Source organism: Nocardia amamiensis (assembly GCF_015477605.1).
GTDB lineage: Bacteria > Actinomycetota > Actinomycetes > Mycobacteriales > Mycobacteriaceae > Nocardia > Nocardia amamiensis_A.
Genome location: NZ_JADLQX010000010.1, coordinates 130,414 through 146,343 on the forward strand (window position 1 = coordinate 130,414; position 15,930 = coordinate 146,343).

A 15,930-nucleotide genomic window follows, 5' to 3' on the forward strand; every position below is an offset into this window, starting at 1 on the left:
CCAGTCGAAATCCCGCCGACACGCCGCGGAGCGGGATGGCGTAGGCCGGTAGACTCCGGCCATGGCAGTCACCTGGCCGGACGAGGTGGACGAAGTACTCGCCGGCGACCTGACCTGCGCGGCGGCGTACCTGACGCCGGCGGGCGGCGCGGTGGTATCGGCGGTGGCGCCGATCGGGCTGCGCGACCGGGCGGCGGGCACGGTCGGGTTCACGACGTCGCTCGGGTTCGGGCGCAAACTCGAGCGCATGAAACGGGACCCGAAGGCGGCGCTGGCGTACCACGCTCGCGAGCACGGTGTCGGCGACCTCGACAACCCGCGATTCGTGCTGGTGCAGGGCACGGCGAGCTTCGATCCGACACCGGACCAGGACACGCTCGACCGCATCGGCGACCAGTCGGCGCCCTATCTGGGCCCACCGCGGCGCGGCGTGTTCTGGGATCGATGGCTTCGCGCGTACTACGCCGACCGTGTGCTGGTGACGGTGACGATCGAGCGGATCGTCGTGTGGCCGGATCTCGACGGCGCGGGCTCGCCCGAGATCTTCGGCGCGGCAATGCCATCCGTCGAGCCGGAGCCGCAGCGGCCGCCCGCGAAAGGCACCGGCGCGCGCGTGGATGTCACGAAGGCCGCGGCGCGGGTGGCGAAATTGCCGCATCGGCTGCTCGGCTACCGGCAGGCCGACGGCTTCCCCACGGTGGTCCCGGTGCGGGTAGCCGAAAACGGCGGCGGCGGTGTCCATCTCACCGTCCCGGCGGGCTTGCCGCAAGGCGGGCGCCGCGCCGGACTGCTGGCGCACGCCTATCGCCCGCAGCTGATCGGCCTGGAATCACGGCAGTACACCGGTTGGCTCGAAGTCTCCGAATCGGCGGCGGTGTACGCGCCGCACACCGCCGCCGGGTTCACAGCGCCGCCGAACAAGACGATCCTGTTGCTGGCAAACGGTTTTCTCGCCCGCCGCGGACTCGCCCGTGCCCGCAAGTCCGGCAGGTCCGAGGCCGTGCGCTGACGTGCCCGCGCTGGGCCGCGGGCACGTCGGCGGCAGCCAGGGTCAGTCCGCGGGCTCCAGGTAGACCGGGAGCTTCGCATGGCCGTTGGAGATGAAGCTGGATACGGTGCCGAGGTCGGCCGGATCGGCGGCCAACCGCATCTTCGGGAAGCGCTGGAAGATGCCGGGCAGGGCGATCTCGGCTTCCAGCCGGGCCAGCGGTGCGCCCAAGCAGTGATGCGCTCCGTAGCCGAAGGCCAAGTGCTCCTTGGTGGGCCTGCGCACGTCGAACTCGTCCGCGGTCGCGCCGTGCAGCTTCGGGTCACGGTTGGCCGCGGCGTACGACGCGAGAATCGGCTCGCCCTTGGCGATGCGAATCCCGTCCATCTCGATGTCGTCGGCCGCGAAGCGCAGCGGCAGGTGCGCCACCGGCGCCTCGAAGCGCAGCGCCTCCTCGATCACGTCGGTCCATGCCGAACCGCCGCCGGTCACCTGGGCGCGCTGATCGTCGCGGGTCAGCAGCGCGAAGATGGCCTGGTCGAGCAGGTTCACCGTGGTCTCGTGCCCCGCGCTGATGACCAGCAGCAGCGTGTCGATCAACTCCTGTTCGGTCAGCTGCGAACCGTCCTCCTCGTCGCGGTGCGAGATCAGCAGGCTGGTCATGTCGTCACCGGGCGTCTCGCGCCGGTAGGCGACGAGCTCCCCCAGGATCCGGTACATCTCCATGTAGTTGGCCTGGGACTCCTCCGGGCCGAGCGAGGTGTCGAAGATACCGTCGACGCACTTGCGCAGACCGGCGTTCAGGGATTCCGGAACGCCCATCAGCGCGCTGATCACTTGAATCGGCAGCGGGTAGGCGAAACCCTCGCGCAGGTCCACCGCCTCGCCCGCGGGGGTCGCCGCCAGCTCGGCCAGCAGGTTCTCGGTGATCTCCTCGATCAACGGACGCATCGCCTGGGTGCGGCGGTGGGTGAACGCGGGCGCGACCAGCTTGCGCAGCCTGCGATGATCGGCGCCGTACGCGGTGAACATGTTGTTCACCGCCACCCACAGGAACAACGGCCAGTCCTGCGGTATCTCCCCGTTGATGAACGCAGGCCAGTGCTGCCTGGCGTCCTTGGACACCCGCGGGTCGGCCAGCAGGCGCTTGAGCAGCTCGGCATCGGTCACCGACCACGCACGCACGCCGCCGGGCAGCTCGACGAGGGTGACCGGTCCACGCGCACGGAGTCGAGCGGACTCGCCTTGGATATCGGTGCCCGCGGGGTCTAGTACTAGGGGCTGTGTGTCCATCGGATCTCCTTAAAGCACTGTCAACGGAGGGGATTTCGGAAAAACGACAGGTAGGGACACCAGGGCGCGGTGGAACGGACCGGGCCGCCAGGTCAATTGCTCCGGCGCGACGGCCAGACGCAGCTCGGGCAGTGCGTCGAGCAGTTGATCGATCGCGTCCTGCACCACCAGGTAGGCGGCCGACCGGGCGGGGCAGGCATGCGGTCCGACACTCCAGGACAGATGCGCGCGGCTGTCGGTGCGTTCGCCGACGCCGATCGCCGGGTCGTTGTTGCAGCCGGCCATGCTGATCACGACCGGTTGGTGCGCGGGCAACCACACCCCGTCGATGAGGATCGGCTGCTTCGGATAGCTGACGCAATAGTTGGCCATCGGCGGGTCGTTGAACAAGACCTCGTCGAGGGCGTCGCGCGTCGAAAGGCTCCCGCCGAGAAAGTTTCCCGCGAACCGGTCGTCGGTGAGCATCAGCCGCAGGGTGTTGACGATCAAGTTCTGCTGCGGCTCGATGCCCGCGCCGTACAAGGTGACCAGCTGGTGGATCATCTCCACGTCGTCCAGGTTCGCGGGGTGCCGCAGCAACCGGGAAGTGACGTCGTCGCCCGGTTCCTTCCGCTTCATCTGCACCAGCTCGAACAGCGCATCGGTGAGCATGGCGTTGCCCTTGTCCGCGTTGACGCCTTCGAAGATGGCGGCCATGCCGGTCGCGACCTGCTGCCCGATATCCGGCGGGCAGCCGAGCATGGAGTTGAGCACCGCGAACGTGAGCGGAAAGGCGTACTGGCTGATCAGATCCGCGGCGCCGTCCTCGCAGAAGGCGTTGATCAGCGGGATGGCGATCCGCTCGACGGTGCTGTGCAGGGCGTGCAGATCGATCTCCGCGATGCTCGCCACGTTCGCCTGCCGATAGCGCAGGTGTTCCAGGCCCGCGCTGCGCAACGCGTTCGGCCGCCACTCCAGCATCGGCAGGATCGGGCACTCGCCGGGAATGCCCTTCTGCCAAGTGCGCGGGTCGGCCGGGAAATGCTCGGGATCATTGAGAATGCGCAGCGCGGTGTGGTAGCCGATCACCAAGGTGGCTGGCACACCGGGCGACAGCTCCACCGGAACGAGCGGACCGTACTTGCGGCGCATGTCTCGGTAGGCCCGATGGGGATCGGCGGCGTATTCCTCCGAATACAGCGCGTAGCGGGGCCCGTCGGTGTCGATCGGCGAACCGTGCTGGACAGGGCAACCGCTCGGTGAGGCGGGCGGCGGGAAGTGTGGCGTGGTCACGAAGGTAACTCCAGAAACGAACAGACAGCCGGCGACCGCGGTCGAGCATGCGGGCACGCGCTCCGGTCACGGACGCCGACTCGGTACAGGCGTATCGGGGGTGCCAGGTCGATCGGCGCGTACCTCGATGTACACGCCCCTGGGCGGTTGTCTCCCTTCTGAATCGGTATGCGACAGTCCTCTCGCCGAGCGGATCGAGGCTATGACGCCGACGGTCCTCGAGGGTCCGGGAATACGTTCAACGGAGGGGATGGCGGGAAGACGACCGGGAGCGCGGCCAGCGCCCGTTGGAACGGACCCGGCCGCCAGACCAGCTCCTCGGCGGTGACCGCGAGCCGCATCTCGGGCAGGGCGTCGAGCAACTGGTCGATGGCGTCCTGGACGATCAGGTAGGCCACCGACCTGGCCGGGCAGGCGTGCGGACCGACACTCCAGGCGAGGTGCGCTCGGTTGTCGGTGTACGCACCCGTGTTGATCTGGGGATCGTTGTTGCAGGCGGTCATGCTGACGACCACGGGCTGGTGCGCCGGTAGCCAGACACCGTCGATCAGCATCGGCTGCCGCGGGAACGTGACGCAGTAGTTCGAGAGCGGCGGATCGGTGAACAACACCTCGTCCAGCGCGTCGCGGGTCGAGAGGCTGCCACCGAGAATGCCGCCCGCGAATCGCTGGTCGGTGAGCATCAGCCGAAGGGTGTTGATGATCAGGTTCTTCGTGGGCTCTATGCCGGCGCCGTACACGGACAGCACCTGGTGGATCATCTCTTCGTCGTCGAGCCCGGCCGGATGCCGCAGCAGCCCCGTGACGATGTCGTCGCCGGGCTGGGTTCGCTTGAGCGCGACCAGATCCGCCATCGCCGAAGCGAACATCGCATTGCCCTGCTCGGCCTCGATACCTTCGAACATCGCGGCCAGGCCTATCGCCGCCCGCTGCCCGATGTCCGGCGGGCAGCCGAGCATGGCGTTGATCACCGCGAAGGCCAGCGGGAACGCGTACTGAGCGACCAGGTCGGCGGAACCTTCGCCGCAGAATGTGTTGATCAGCGGAATCGCGATCTGCTCGACCGTGGCGCGCAGCCCGAACAGGTCGATCTCTTCGATGCCCGCGACGGTGGCCTGCCGGTAGCGGGTGTGCGCCGCCCCGGTCGTGCGGATCGCGGCCGGACGCCACTCCAGCATCGGCAGGACCGGGCAGTCACTGGGCACCGTTGCCTGCCAGGTGCGCGAATCGGCCGGAAAGTGGTCGGGATCGTTCAGGATGCGCAGCGCGGTGTGATAGCCGACCACCAGCGTCGCCGGTACACCGGGCGCCAGTTCCACCGGCACCAGCGGCCCGTAACGGCTGCGCATCTCGCGGTAGACGCGGTGCGGGTCCGCGGCGAATTCTTCCGAGTACAGGGCGACGCGCGGGCCGTCGGTATCGATCGGCGAACCGTGCTTGACAGGGCAGCCGTTCGCGGCGGCCGTAGGGTGCGGCGAGAACTGTGGCGTGGTCAAAAACGTGACTCCAAAACGGGGACAAAACGTTCGACGAGCAAGGTGAAAGCGCACCGCACGTGCCTCGGTCACGTGCGTCGAGGTGGTCGATGTGGTCGTGGCGGATCCGGACTGATGCCGTATTCGCCTGGGGCACAGCATATCTCGCGCCGAAACCGCAATGCGGGCCGAGATGGCGTCTTCGCCCGCAGCAGAGAACAGACCCGCACCCGCGTCTCCCATCAGGGTTACGCGGGTTTCGGTCTGGCATGTCATGTCAGCGAAGTTCGTGTTCGCGGTGCTAATTCGACCCGGTCGGTCGGTCCTACTGCTCCGCCGCCAGGAACACCGGCAGTTCGGAGTGTCCATTGGAGATCAGACTCAGCACGGTGCCGACTTCGGACGGGTCGACCGCAAGGCGCATCTCCGGGAAGCGCCGGAAGATGGCGGGCAGTGCGATCTCGGCTTCCATCCGGGCCAGCGGCGCACCCAGGCAGTGGTGCGCGCCGTAACCGAACGCCAAGTGGTCCTTGTTGGAGCGCCGCACGTCGAACTCGCCGGCCGTGGGGCCGTGCACCTTCGGATCGCGGTTGGCCGCCGCGTAGGAGGCGAGAATCGCCTCGCCCTTGGGGATACGGATACCGGCGATCTCGATCTCGTCGACGGCATACCGCAGCGGCAGGTGCGCGACCGGCGCCTCGTAACGCAGCGCCTCCTCCACCACGTCGGACCAGGGGACCCGGCCCTCGACCACGTCGGCGCGCTGGTCCGCGCGGGTCAGCAGCGCGAAGATGGCCTGGTCGAGCAGGTTCACGGTGGTCTCGTGCCCGGCGTTGATGACGAGCATCAGCGTGTCGACGAGTTCCTTCTCGGTCAGCTGCGACCCGTCGTCCTCGTCACGGGTGGCGATCAGCACGCTGGTGATGTCCTCGCCCGGAGTCTCCCGCCGGTACGCCACGAGTTCGCTCATCAGCCGGTACATTTCGAGGTAATTGGCTTGGGCCTGTTCCGGCCCGAACGAGGTGTCGAAGAACCCGTCGACACAGGTGCGCACGGCCGGGCCGAGGTGCTCGGGCACACCCATCAGCTCCGTGATGACCTGGATCGGCACCGGGTAGGCGTAGCCCTCGCGCAGATCGACCGCCTCTCCCGGCGGGGTCGCGGCCAGCTGGTCGAGCAGGCTTTCGGTGATCGCCTCGATGCGTGGACGCAGCGCCATGGTGCGCCGGTGTGTGAACGCGGGCGCGACCAGCTTGCGCAGCCGTCGATGATCGGACCCGTACGCGGTGAACATGTTGTCCACCGCGACCCAGGGGTGCAGCGGCCACTCCTGGGTGATCTCACCGTTCATGAAGGCCGCCCAGTGCTGCCGTGGGTCCTTCGACACCCGCGGGTCGGCCAGCAGGCTCTTCAGCACGACGGCGTCGGTGACCGACCACGCGGGCACCCCGCCGGGTAGTTCCACCAGGACCACCGGCCCACGCTCGCGCAGCCGCGCGGACTCGCCTTGGATATCGGAACCGGTGAGGTCCAGGACGATCGGTTCATGCGACATCGGGACGCTCTCCTATACGAGGTTCAACGGAGGGGACGCGGGAAAGACCACCGGCAAGGCAGCCAGCGCCCGGTGGAACGGGCCGGGCCGCCAGACCACTTGGTCCGCGGGCACGGCCAACCGCATTTCGGGGAGAGCATCGAGGAGCTGATCGATGGCTTCCTGGACGACCACGGACGCCACGGACTTCGCGGGGCAGGCGTGCGGTCCGACCGCCCACGCCAGATGGGAGCGGTTACCGGCGCGATCACCACCGCGGATCGCCGGATCGTTGTTGCAGGCCGCGAGACTGACCAGCACCGGTTGATGGGCGGGCAGCCAGGTGTCGGCGATGAGGATGGGCTGGCGCGGGTAGGTGATGCAGAAGTTCGCCATCGGCGGGTCGTTGAACAGCACCTCGTCGAGCGCGTCGCGCGTGGACAGGCTGCCTCCGAGCACGTCGCCGCCGAAGCGGTCGTCGGTGAGCATCAGCAGCAGCGTGTTGGTGATCAGGTTCTGCTGCGGTTCGATTCCCGCGCCGTAGAGGCTGATCAGCTGCGACAGCATCTCCTCGTCGTCGAGGCCGGCCGGGTGATGGACCAGCCGCGAGGTGACGTCGTCGCCGGGATCCGCACGGCGCAGGTGCACCAGCTCCATCAGCGCCTCGGAGAGCATCTGCATACCCTTCGCGGCTTCGACCGTGTCGAAGAGCATCGCCATGCCGGTCGCCACGCGCTGACCCAGCTCCGCCGAGCAGCCCACCATCTGGTTGAGCACTTCGAAGACGAGCGGGAACGCGTATTGCGTGACGAGGTCGGCGGATCCGGCCTGGCAGAAGGTGTTGATCAGCGGGATGGCGATGCGCTCGACCGTCGCGTGCACCTCGTGCAGGTCGATGGCGTCGATGCTGGTGGTGTACGCACCCCGATAGCGGGCATGCGCGGCCCCGCTGTTGCGCAGCGCGTTCGGGTACCACTCCATCATGGGGCGGATGGGCGAATCCTCGGGAATGTTCTTCTGCCAGGTGCGCGGATCGGCCGGAAAGTGCTCGGGATCGTTGAGGATCCGCACGGCCTCCTGGTATCCGATCACCAGCGTGGCCGGTACACCGGGTGACAGTTCGATCGGCACCAGCGAACCGTGACGTCTGCGCATCTCCCGGTAGATCCCGTGCGGATCGGCCGCGAATTCCTCCGAGTACAGCGGAATGCGGGGGCCATCGGTGTCGATCGGCGATCCGTGCGCGACCGGACAGCCGGCCGCCGCCATATGGGTGGTGAGCGTCGACGAGGACTGGGGCGTGGTCAAAGACGAGACTCCAAACGGTGGAACAAGAATTCGACGAGCGTGATCAGCGAACGCAGGCAGGTGCCACGGTCCCGCGCGTCCAGCGACGTCAGCGGCGTGCCGGGTTCCAGGTCGAGAGCATCGCGCACCTCGTCGAGCGGGTAGTGCCGCGCGCCTTCGAACTGGTTGACCGCCACCGAATACGGGACACCGCGTTCTTCGAGCACCGACAAAACCTCGTCGGACTTCTCGATGCGGCGGGTGTCGACCAGCACCAGCGCACCGAGGGCACCGCGGGCCAGCTCCTCCCACAAGGGGACGAAACGCTGCTGGCCCGGCGTGCCGAACAGGTAGAGCGCGAGTTTGGGGCTGAGGGTGATGCGGCCGAAGTCCATCGCGACGGTCGTCTGCGACTTGCCGGGCAGTCCGGCCATGTCGTCGACGCCGACACTGGCTTCGGTGATGGTCTCCTCCGTGCGCAGCGGCTTGATCTCCGAGACGCTGCTCACGAACGTGGTCTTGCCGACACCGAAATTGCCCGCGACCAACAGTTTCACCGAGCGCGTCACGGTCTCGGGCACGTAGTCGACGGCGCGATCAGACGGCGAGAGCACGGAGCCCATTGAGTACCTCCTCCAGCAGAGCGATCTCCGGCAGGGACTCGGCCGGGGTGGGAGTGACCAGATGTCCGCCGTCCATGAGGTCGGACGCGACGATCTTGACAACGGATGGCGGCAGGTCGAGGTACGCGGCGATCTCCGCGATCGACAGCGCACCCCGACGACTGCACAGGGCCATGACCCGGCGCGCATCGGGCGACGCGCCGGGGAGTGGATCTTTGGCGGTCAGGACCAAAGTGACCAGGTCCAGCTCGCGAGTGGGACGGGTGCGTCCTCCGGTGCGCACGTAAGCCCGGACCAGGTCCGGATCGCGCCGCGGCTTGCTCATAACAGTCCCTCGCGGTTACTCGGGTCCGTACTGCCCAGCGGCGCGGTGCCTGTGACTCGCTCGCCGCACTCGATCATGGCATTTCGCCGCCGTCTACACGCCTGCGCGGCTGGCTGCCCAGCTCGCGTCCGACCCGGCCGGCCAGCTCGTTCATCCGGTGCGCGATGAGGGCCACATCGATGTCGTTGGTGGTCGCGACGCCGAGCAGCGCGCCCTCCCCCGCGGCGGTGATCAGGATCATGCCCTGGTCGTACTCGGTCATGTTCTGCCGCACACCGTTGGTGGCATCACCGCAGAACTCGCCCAGCGCCTTGCCGAGCGAGCGCAGACCGGAGGCGGCGGCGGCGAAACGTTCCGCCTCGTCGCGGGTGATCCCCGTTGAGTGCGCGATCCGCAGGCCGTCCTCGGACAGCAATACCGCGAATCTGACCCCGGCGATACTGAGATCTTCGAGTAGCCAGCCCAGTTTGTTGCTGCTGTCGGTCACGGGTGTGGCCATCAGGATGTCATCCCTTCCGTGTCATCGGATGCGGCGGCGCGGCCGCTCTTGGAACCCGTCTGCCAAGCTGCGGCGATCTCGGGGCGAGCGAGACCGGGTTCGGTGCGCGGCCCGACCGGGGCCAACGCGACCGTTCGGCGGCGTCGCTTCGGTAGGCCGCCACTGGTGATCTCGTGCACCGCGAGCGACTGCTCGTCCTCGCCGGACCGCTCGCTCGGCGCGTCCGGAGCCGGAACCGTGACCGGATCGGGTTGTGCCTCCGTCACGGGCGCGACCTCCTGGACGTTCTGCGGGGTGACCAGCAGCGACTCCGGGATGTAGACCATCGCGCGCATGCCGCCGTAGACGTTCGGGCCGTCGATGTAGACGGTGAAGCCGTAGCGGCGCGCCAGCGCGGCGATACCTGGGAAGCCGACTTTCGGCGACGGGCCGAGCTGGTGGATGTCGACGGGGCGCTCGTGCGCGAGAACCTGGCGGGCCTCCTCCATCTGCTCGGCGTTCATCCGCACGCCCGCGTCATCGATGATCACGGTGACGCCGTGGTGGCCCTCCTGGAAGCTGACGTCCACGTGGGAGGTCGGCGGGGAATACCGCAACGCGTTGTCGAGCAAGGTCGCCAGCGTGTGCACGAGCGGTTCCACCGCACGGCTGATCACCACGCGATCGAGCTGGGCCGGCCGCACGCGCAGGTATTCGCGGACGCGGCCGATGGCGCCGCCGATCACGTCGGTCAGCGTCTGCGCGGGCCAGCGACGGCCGGGCAGGCCACCACAGACGATTACGTAGGACTGCGCCTGACGGATCATCTGCTGCACGGTGTGGTCGATCCGGGTAAGGGTTTCGTACACCTGGTCATCGCGGTGTTCGCGCAGCGCGGCGCTGACCACCTGGCTGACGTCGGCGCCGAGGCTGACCACGGAGGTACCGAACGAGCGGACCGCGGCGCTGGACGCCTGGCGTGACGCGGCGGCGACCTCGTTACGCGCGGCCTCCTCGGCGCCTTTGATCGCCTGCTGCGCTTCGGCGTTGGTCTGTTCCCTGGTCTCCGAGCGCATCAGGCTCAGTTCGTCGGCGTACCGCTCGGAGATCCAGCGCAGGCATTGCGCCAGCCGCGAATTCTCCATGCCCGCCTGGACTTCGACCGGCGGCACCTGCGGGTCGAACCGGCGGATCGATTCGGCCACCGCGGGGAGCGTGGTGGCGGCGAACCGCTCCAGCGTGTCCTCCGTCGCGCGCTGTTCCCTGGTCAGAGCCTCGACTTTGACCCGCTGAGCCTTGGCATACTGTACTGCGTACAACGCCACCGCTACGGCGATCACCACAGCGACGGCGAGGATCCATGAAAGCACCACGGCGATATCTTGATTCATCAGTTCTTTCGTCGTTGACTGGTCTCGGGGAATCGGCCCTCTGCCATCCTGCTTCGCTCGCCTTCCCTCGCCTGCCGACCATGGACGGACCGGTCGGTTGAGTCCGCGTCGGAGCCCCGGAGCCCCGCGTCGACACCGGCGCTCGCCGAAGCGCCCTACCGCACAGTGCCCACAGGACAGGCGATTACACGTGAATCGCCGACCGCCCGAATCGTGTCCGAACGGTTACCAGAACCCGACCATTCGCACATTAGCAGCATTCCAGCGAAGTCTCTGCCGATCCTGCAGACACTTTTCGGATTCTCCGAACTGGGACGATAGGTGCCGCTGATCACGACATAGATGCGCAATAATGTTGGGCTGCCCTGTAACTCGATCACCGTTCGCCCTGCGTAGGACCCGAGTCCGGAAGATCAGCGGACAGAAGCCGCGTTCGCCGATGAGGGCGGACCGCCGGTACCGGATACCATGCGCCCATGGCAAAGCTGAAGGTCTCGGTCGACGTCCCGATCTCCCCCGCGGAGGCCTGGGCGCACACGTCCAACCTCGCCGAACTCGACAAGTGGCTGACCATGCACGAAACGTGGCGCGGCGACGTTCCGGCCGAATTGACCGTCGGCACCCAGCTGGTCGGCATCGCCTCCGTGAAGGGCCTGCGCAACCGGGTGACCTGGACCGTGCGAGCCGCCGAACCGCCACGCAGGCTGCAACTGACCGGCGCGGGCAAGGGCGGCACCAAACTGGGCCTGCAACTGCTCGTCAGCCCGAAGGGCTCGGGTTCGGAAGTCACCGTCGACATCGAACTCGGCGGCCCACCGCTGTTCGGCCCGATCGGCTCGGGCGTCGCCCGCGCCGTCAAAGGGGATATCCAACGATCCCTCGACCGTTTCATCGCCCTTTACGCCTGAACGCAATTCATCGAATTTTGTTATAACGAACCGGTATTGCCGATCTCGATTTGTCGGCCGCGGTCCATCGTGCTCGACGGCCTCGGGAACCACTGACCGCGCAGGGACGTACGACCCGACACTCGGCCGATCGGACGCGACGTCCCGAGATCGCCATTCGGACACGCGATCTCGGGACGAAAGAGGCTACGCGTGCACCGCGGCCGCCGCCTCGGCGACCTCCGGATTCGTCGGCTTGGTCCGCGGCAGGAAGAACGCGGGGATCAACGTCAGCACGATCAGCACCAGCGCCACCACGTAGGTTTGGCTGAATGCCTCCGCCGCCTGCTGGAGACCGGTTTCCACCGCACCCGGCGGAAGTTTCTCCGCCAGCGTGGGATCGAAGTTCGCCGCGATCGCGGGGCGGGCGAGCGGCTCGTTGTTCAGCAGGTTGGTGAGCACCACCGACATCGTCGCCGTGCCGATGGAACCGGCGGTCTGGTTGACGATGTTCATCAGCGTGGAGCCGCGCGCCACCTGCTGGTGGGTCAGGGTCTGGATGGCCGCGGTCATGATCGGCATCATCGTGCAGCCCATGCCGAGGCCCATCACGAACAAGGCGGCGATCATGGGGAGGTAGGGGCTGTCCGCGTCGAGCTGGACGAAGTAGGCCGTGCCGATCGCGATCAGCGTGATGCCGAAGATCACGATCTTGCCGGGGCCGATCTTGTCCACCAGGCGGCCTGCGACCGGCATGGTGAGCATCGCGCCGATGCCCTGCGGCGCGATCAGCAGACCGGCTTGCAGCGCCGATTCACCGCGCACCTGTTGCAGATAGGTCGGCAGCAGCAGACCCGCGCCGAAGAACGCGATCGCGAACAGCACCATGGTGAGCACCGCGAAGGTCAGCGCGCGGTTGCCGAACAGGTGCAGATCGATCAGCGGGTGCTCGGTGCGCAGCGCGTGGAACACGAACGCGACCATCAGCAGCACGCCGATGGCGGCGGGAATCAGCACCTTCGCCGCGATGACCGTCTCCTCCTCGGGAATGGAGGAGACGCCGAACAGGAACAGCGCGAGACCGGGTGAGGCCAGCAGCATGCCGAGGAAGTCGAACGACTCCGACGGCTCCGGCTTGTCCCCGGGGAACACGATGACCGCCAGCACCAGCGCGACCACGCCGATCGGCAGGTTGATCAGGAAGATCCAATGCCAGCTGAAATTCTCGATCAGCCAGCCGCCCAGGATCGGGCCGCCGATCGGGCCGAGCAGCATCGGCACGCCGAGCACCGCCATCACGCGGCCGACCCGCTGCGGGCCGGCCGCATGCGTCATGATCGTCATGCCCAGCGGCATCAGCATGCCGCCGCCGATGCCCTGGATCACGCGGAACGCGATGAGCGACTCGATGTTCCACGCCGTGCTGCACAACACCGAGCCCAGCACGAAGAAAGTCAGCGCCATGATGTACAGGCGCTTGGTGCCGAACCGGTCCGCCGCCCACCCGGTCAAGGGAATCACGGTGGCCAACGCGAGGGTGTAGCCGGTCATCGTCCACGCCGCGATGGCGTAGCTCGTGTCGAACTCGCGTTGGAAGGTCGGGATCGCGACGCTGACGACGGTGATGTCGAGAATCGACATGATCGCGCCGAGGACGACCACGCCCGCGACCTTGAAGACGGCCGCGTCCAGTTTGTCGGCCGTCGGGCCGGGCCCGGCCGCCTGGGTATCCGGAGGTTGTGTCACCGCTTCAGGGTGGCAGCTCCACGAGGTTCGCACTAGCGATTCGGCATTCCTGGTGCCGACAATTCCGCCAGCGCCGTCAAGGCCGCTCGTGTCGCACTGTCGCTCGCAGGCAGCAGGGGCAATCGGACCGCCGGACTCGGAATGCGGCCCTGCGCCGCGAGCACTGCTTTGATGACCGCCGGATTGGGTTCGGCGAACAGCGCGGCCGACAAGGGCGCGAGCTGGTGACCGAGCAGCCGGGCCGAATCAACCGGCCCGGCGCGCCAAGCATCGACCAGCGCGGCGAACGGTGCGGTGTGCACGACCGCCGAGGCCGCGATCGCGCCGGATGCGCCCAGAGCGAGCAGCGGTGCCGCGAAGCGGTCATCGCCCGCCAGCACCGCGAAGTCGGCCGGACGCGCACTCATCAGCGCGATGGTCGCGTCGTCGATGGCTCCGACGGCGTGTTTGAGGCCGATAACGTTCGGCAGATCGGCGAGTTCGAGCAAGGTGTCCGCGCCGAGTGGCAGACCGGTCCGGTATGGGACGTGATAGACGATCAGCGGGACCGGGCTGGCGGCGGCGAGTCTGCGGAAGTGCTCCAGGACTCCGGCTTCAGAGGGCCGGGTGTAGTACGGGACCACGGCGAGCGCGGCGGTGCTGCCGGCGTCGAGCCGCGCGAGAGCCGCCACCGAGCCGGTCGTCGAGTTCGTTCCCGCACCGACGATCAGCGGCGCGTCGTGCTCCCGGCAGACCCGCGCGCAGATGCCGATCACTTGCGCGCGTTCGGAGTCCGTCAGCGTCGCGGGTTCCCCGGTGGTACCGAGCGCGACGATCCCGGTCGCACCGCCGCCGAGCACCTCGCAGGCGAGTCGCTCCAGAGCGTCGGCGGCCAGCGCGCCATCGGCGGTGAACGGCGTGATCAAAGGGACGAAGAGACCTGCGAGCGTCATGTCACCAGCCTGATCGCATCAATACATCAGAACCAGTTCACATCTCTATCGCAGAACTTAAGCTGAGCTGATGCTCGATGTCCGCAAGCTTCGGCTGCTGCGGGAACTCGCGCACCGCGAGACCATCGCCGCCGTCGCCGAGGCGCTCGCCTACACGCCGTCCGCCGTCTCGCAGCAACTCGCCGCGCTGGAACGCGAGGCGGGCGTACCGCTGCTGGCGCGGACCGGCCGCCGGGTGACGCTGACCCCGGCGGCTCTGGCCCTGGTCGCGCACACCGAGACGATTCTCGCGGTGCTCGAGCAGGCCACCGCGGAACTGGCCACGACCCGGACCGAGTTGACCGGAACGCTGCGCATCGGCGCGTTCCCGACCGCGGTGCGGACCATCCTCGCTTCCGCGCTCGTCGCCCTGAGCACTGCGCATCCTCGGCTGGAACTGCGGGTGACCGAACTGGATCCGGCGCTCGCGCCGGACGCGCTGCGGGCCGAGACGCTGGATGTCGCGCTGGTACAGGAATACGACTACGTGCCGGTCGCGGCCGACCCCGCCCTGCACAGCGAGCCGCTGTTCGAAGAGATCGTCTACCTCGCCGCGCGCGGCACCGAACCCCTCGCCGATCACCGCGAAAGCCCGTGGATCGCAAGCACTCCCGGCACACTGTGTCACACGATGACCGTGCGAGCCTGCGAGGCGGCCGGATTCACCCCGCGCATCCGCCACCATGCCGACGACTTCGGCACCGTGCTCGCGCTGGTCGCCGCGGGACAGGGTGTCGCACTGGTTCCCGAATTCGGCGCGCGGGAATGCCCGGCCGGGGTCGTCCTCAGCCCGCTGCCGACGCGGCGAAGGACCCGCCTGGCCTATCGACGCGGCACCGGCAACCATCCCGCAGTGCGCGCCGCGCGGGTGGCGCTGCGCGAATCGGCGGGACGTTCGCACCGTTGAGCGGTCACCGCAGCCGATATCGACTGGTGGGCACCACGTCCAGGTTCCGGTCACCGCCGAAGGTCGCCACGCTGGTCATCAGCCGGTCCACGCGGCGCGCCAGCTCGGCGTCGTCACCGCCGCTGCCGTAGAAGGCGTGCGGATCGGTGAGCGCCTCGATCGGGAAGAGTTCCTCCACGATGCCCGCGATGGCGGGAGCGTCGTCCGTTGCGGGTCCGGTCACGATGTTCTGCACATAGCCGAACGTCGCCTGGGTCTCGATCGCGACGTGCGTGTGCCGGATGCGCCAGCGGTCCAGCCAGTCGGCATGCGGTAGATCGTCCGGCTTGCGCAGGAAAGCGATGTTCGACAGTCCCGGCGCACGCTCCAACGGAGCGACCACCGGCGGCGGAATCGGAGTCACCTCCTCGACGTGCCAGCCCGCGACCCGCTCGGCGACGGTGCCGAGCACCTGGACTGCCCCGGCCGGTCGGGGATCCGCGGTCCACCACACGCTGACGACGGCCTGCACCGGCGTGTCGAACGTCGTGATCCGCAGCATCGCCGTCGCGACCGCGGCATCCGAGACGTTCACCTGCACCGCGTCCGTCCCGGTCAGTTTTGCCGCCAGGTCGGCCTGCAGCAGGTCCCGAACACCCCACAGCGCGAAGATCGTCTTCATCCGCGGACCACTTTCTAGAACACGTTTCACTCGCGTTCCGAGCCTAGCCCACCAAGCGGTTGGCCGCGGCGGCCCGGGGTAACCGATCGTCA

15 protein-coding genes are annotated in these 15,930 nt (G+C 67.9%); 3 read left to right on the plus strand and 12 right to left on the minus strand.

Annotated elements, in window-relative coordinates; all coding sequences use genetic code 11:
• Positions 1-61 precede the first annotated feature (61 nt).
• Positions 62-1,009: a pyridoxamine 5'-phosphate oxidase family protein gene (locus IU459_RS15430; protein ID WP_195130213.1), complete on the plus strand. Its 948-nt coding sequence runs from the start codon at positions 62-64 to the stop codon at positions 1,007-1,009.
• A 42-nt stretch (positions 1,010-1,051) separates the two neighbouring features.
• On the opposite strand, the gene IU459_RS15435 is transcribed toward IU459_RS15430, so the two are convergent.
• The 9 genes from IU459_RS15435 to IU459_RS15475 all read right to left on the minus strand — a co-directional run bounded on the left by IU459_RS15435 (position 1,052) and on the right by IU459_RS15475 (position 10,666).
• Complete coding sequence (locus IU459_RS15435; protein WP_195130214.1) at positions 1,052-2,281, minus strand: cytochrome P450 family protein; 1,230 nt, start codon at positions 2,279-2,281, stop codon at positions 1,052-1,054.
• A gap of 9 nt (positions 2,282-2,290) precedes the next feature.
• The gene (locus IU459_RS15440; RefSeq protein ID WP_195130215.1) at positions 2,291-3,553 is read right to left on the minus strand and encodes a cytochrome P450; all 1,263 of its coding nucleotides are present in this window, start codon (positions 3,551-3,553) and stop codon (positions 2,291-2,293) included.
• Positions 3,554-3,753: 200 nt separating this feature from the next.
• Positions 3,754-5,049 (minus strand): cytochrome P450, encoded by a 1,296-nt coding sequence (locus tag IU459_RS15445; protein WP_195130216.1) that lies wholly within the window; start codon positions 5,047-5,049, stop codon positions 3,754-3,756.
• Positions 5,050-5,353: 304 nt separating this feature from the next.
• Positions 5,354-6,583 (minus strand): cytochrome P450 family protein, encoded by a 1,230-nt coding sequence (locus tag IU459_RS15450; RefSeq protein WP_195130217.1) that lies wholly within the window; start codon positions 6,581-6,583, stop codon positions 5,354-5,356.
• Between the two features lie 12 nt (positions 6,584-6,595).
• Entirely contained in the window at positions 6,596-7,831 is a 1,236-nt protein-coding gene (locus IU459_RS15455) for a cytochrome P450 (protein WP_195130311.1), read from the minus strand.
• 35 nt (positions 7,832-7,866) lie between these two features.
• A complete protein-coding gene (locus IU459_RS15460; protein ID WP_195130218.1) occupies positions 7,867-8,472 on the minus strand; it encodes a GTP-binding protein in 606 nt (201 codons plus the stop codon).
• Positions 8,447-8,797 (minus strand): DUF742 domain-containing protein, encoded by a 351-nt coding sequence (locus tag IU459_RS15465; RefSeq protein WP_039805398.1) that lies wholly within the window; start codon positions 8,795-8,797, stop codon positions 8,447-8,449. The genes IU459_RS15460 and IU459_RS15465 overlap by 26 nt, the downstream gene beginning before the upstream one ends.
• A gap of 73 nt (positions 8,798-8,870) precedes the next feature.
• Positions 8,871-9,296, minus strand: a complete 426-nt coding sequence (locus IU459_RS15470) for a roadblock/LC7 domain-containing protein (protein WP_195130219.1) — start codon at positions 9,294-9,296, stop codon at positions 8,871-8,873.
• The gene (locus IU459_RS15475) at positions 9,296-10,666 is read right to left on the minus strand and encodes an ATP-binding protein (RefSeq protein WP_195130220.1); all 1,371 of its coding nucleotides are present in this window, start codon (positions 10,664-10,666) and stop codon (positions 9,296-9,298) included. Before IU459_RS15475 ends, IU459_RS15470 begins: the two co-directional genes overlap by 1 nt.
• A 476-nt stretch (positions 10,667-11,142) precedes the next feature.
• On the opposite strand from IU459_RS15475, the gene IU459_RS15480 reads away from it, so the two are divergent.
• Entirely contained in the window at positions 11,143-11,574 is a 432-nt protein-coding gene (locus tag IU459_RS15480) for a type II toxin-antitoxin system Rv0910 family toxin (RefSeq protein WP_195130221.1), read from the plus strand.
• Positions 11,575-11,760: 186 nt separating this feature from the next.
• On the opposite strand, the gene IU459_RS15485 is transcribed toward IU459_RS15480, so the two are convergent.
• Both IU459_RS15485 and dapA read right to left on the minus strand, forming a co-directional pair.
• Positions 11,761-13,299 (minus strand): DHA2 family efflux MFS transporter permease subunit, encoded by a 1,539-nt coding sequence (locus IU459_RS15485; RefSeq protein WP_195130222.1) that lies wholly within the window; start codon positions 13,297-13,299, stop codon positions 11,761-11,763.
• Positions 13,300-13,331: 32 nt separating this feature from the next.
• Positions 13,332-14,231, minus strand: a complete 900-nt coding sequence (dapA, locus tag IU459_RS15490; RefSeq protein WP_195130223.1) for a 4-hydroxy-tetrahydrodipicolinate synthase — start codon at positions 14,229-14,231, stop codon at positions 13,332-13,334.
• A 70-nt stretch (positions 14,232-14,301) separates the two neighbouring features.
• Here dapA and IU459_RS15495 point away from each other — a divergent pair, with 70 nt between their 5' ends.
• Entirely contained in the window at positions 14,302-15,177 is an 876-nt protein-coding gene (locus IU459_RS15495; protein ID WP_195130224.1) for a LysR family transcriptional regulator, read from the plus strand.
• Positions 15,178-15,181: 4 nt separating this feature from the next.
• Here the strand turns inward: IU459_RS15495 and IU459_RS15500 are convergent, their stop codons facing one another.
• Positions 15,182-15,838: a hypothetical protein gene (locus IU459_RS15500; RefSeq protein WP_195130225.1), complete on the minus strand. Its 657-nt coding sequence runs from the start codon at positions 15,836-15,838 to the stop codon at positions 15,182-15,184.
• Positions 15,839-15,930 lie beyond the last annotated feature (92 nt).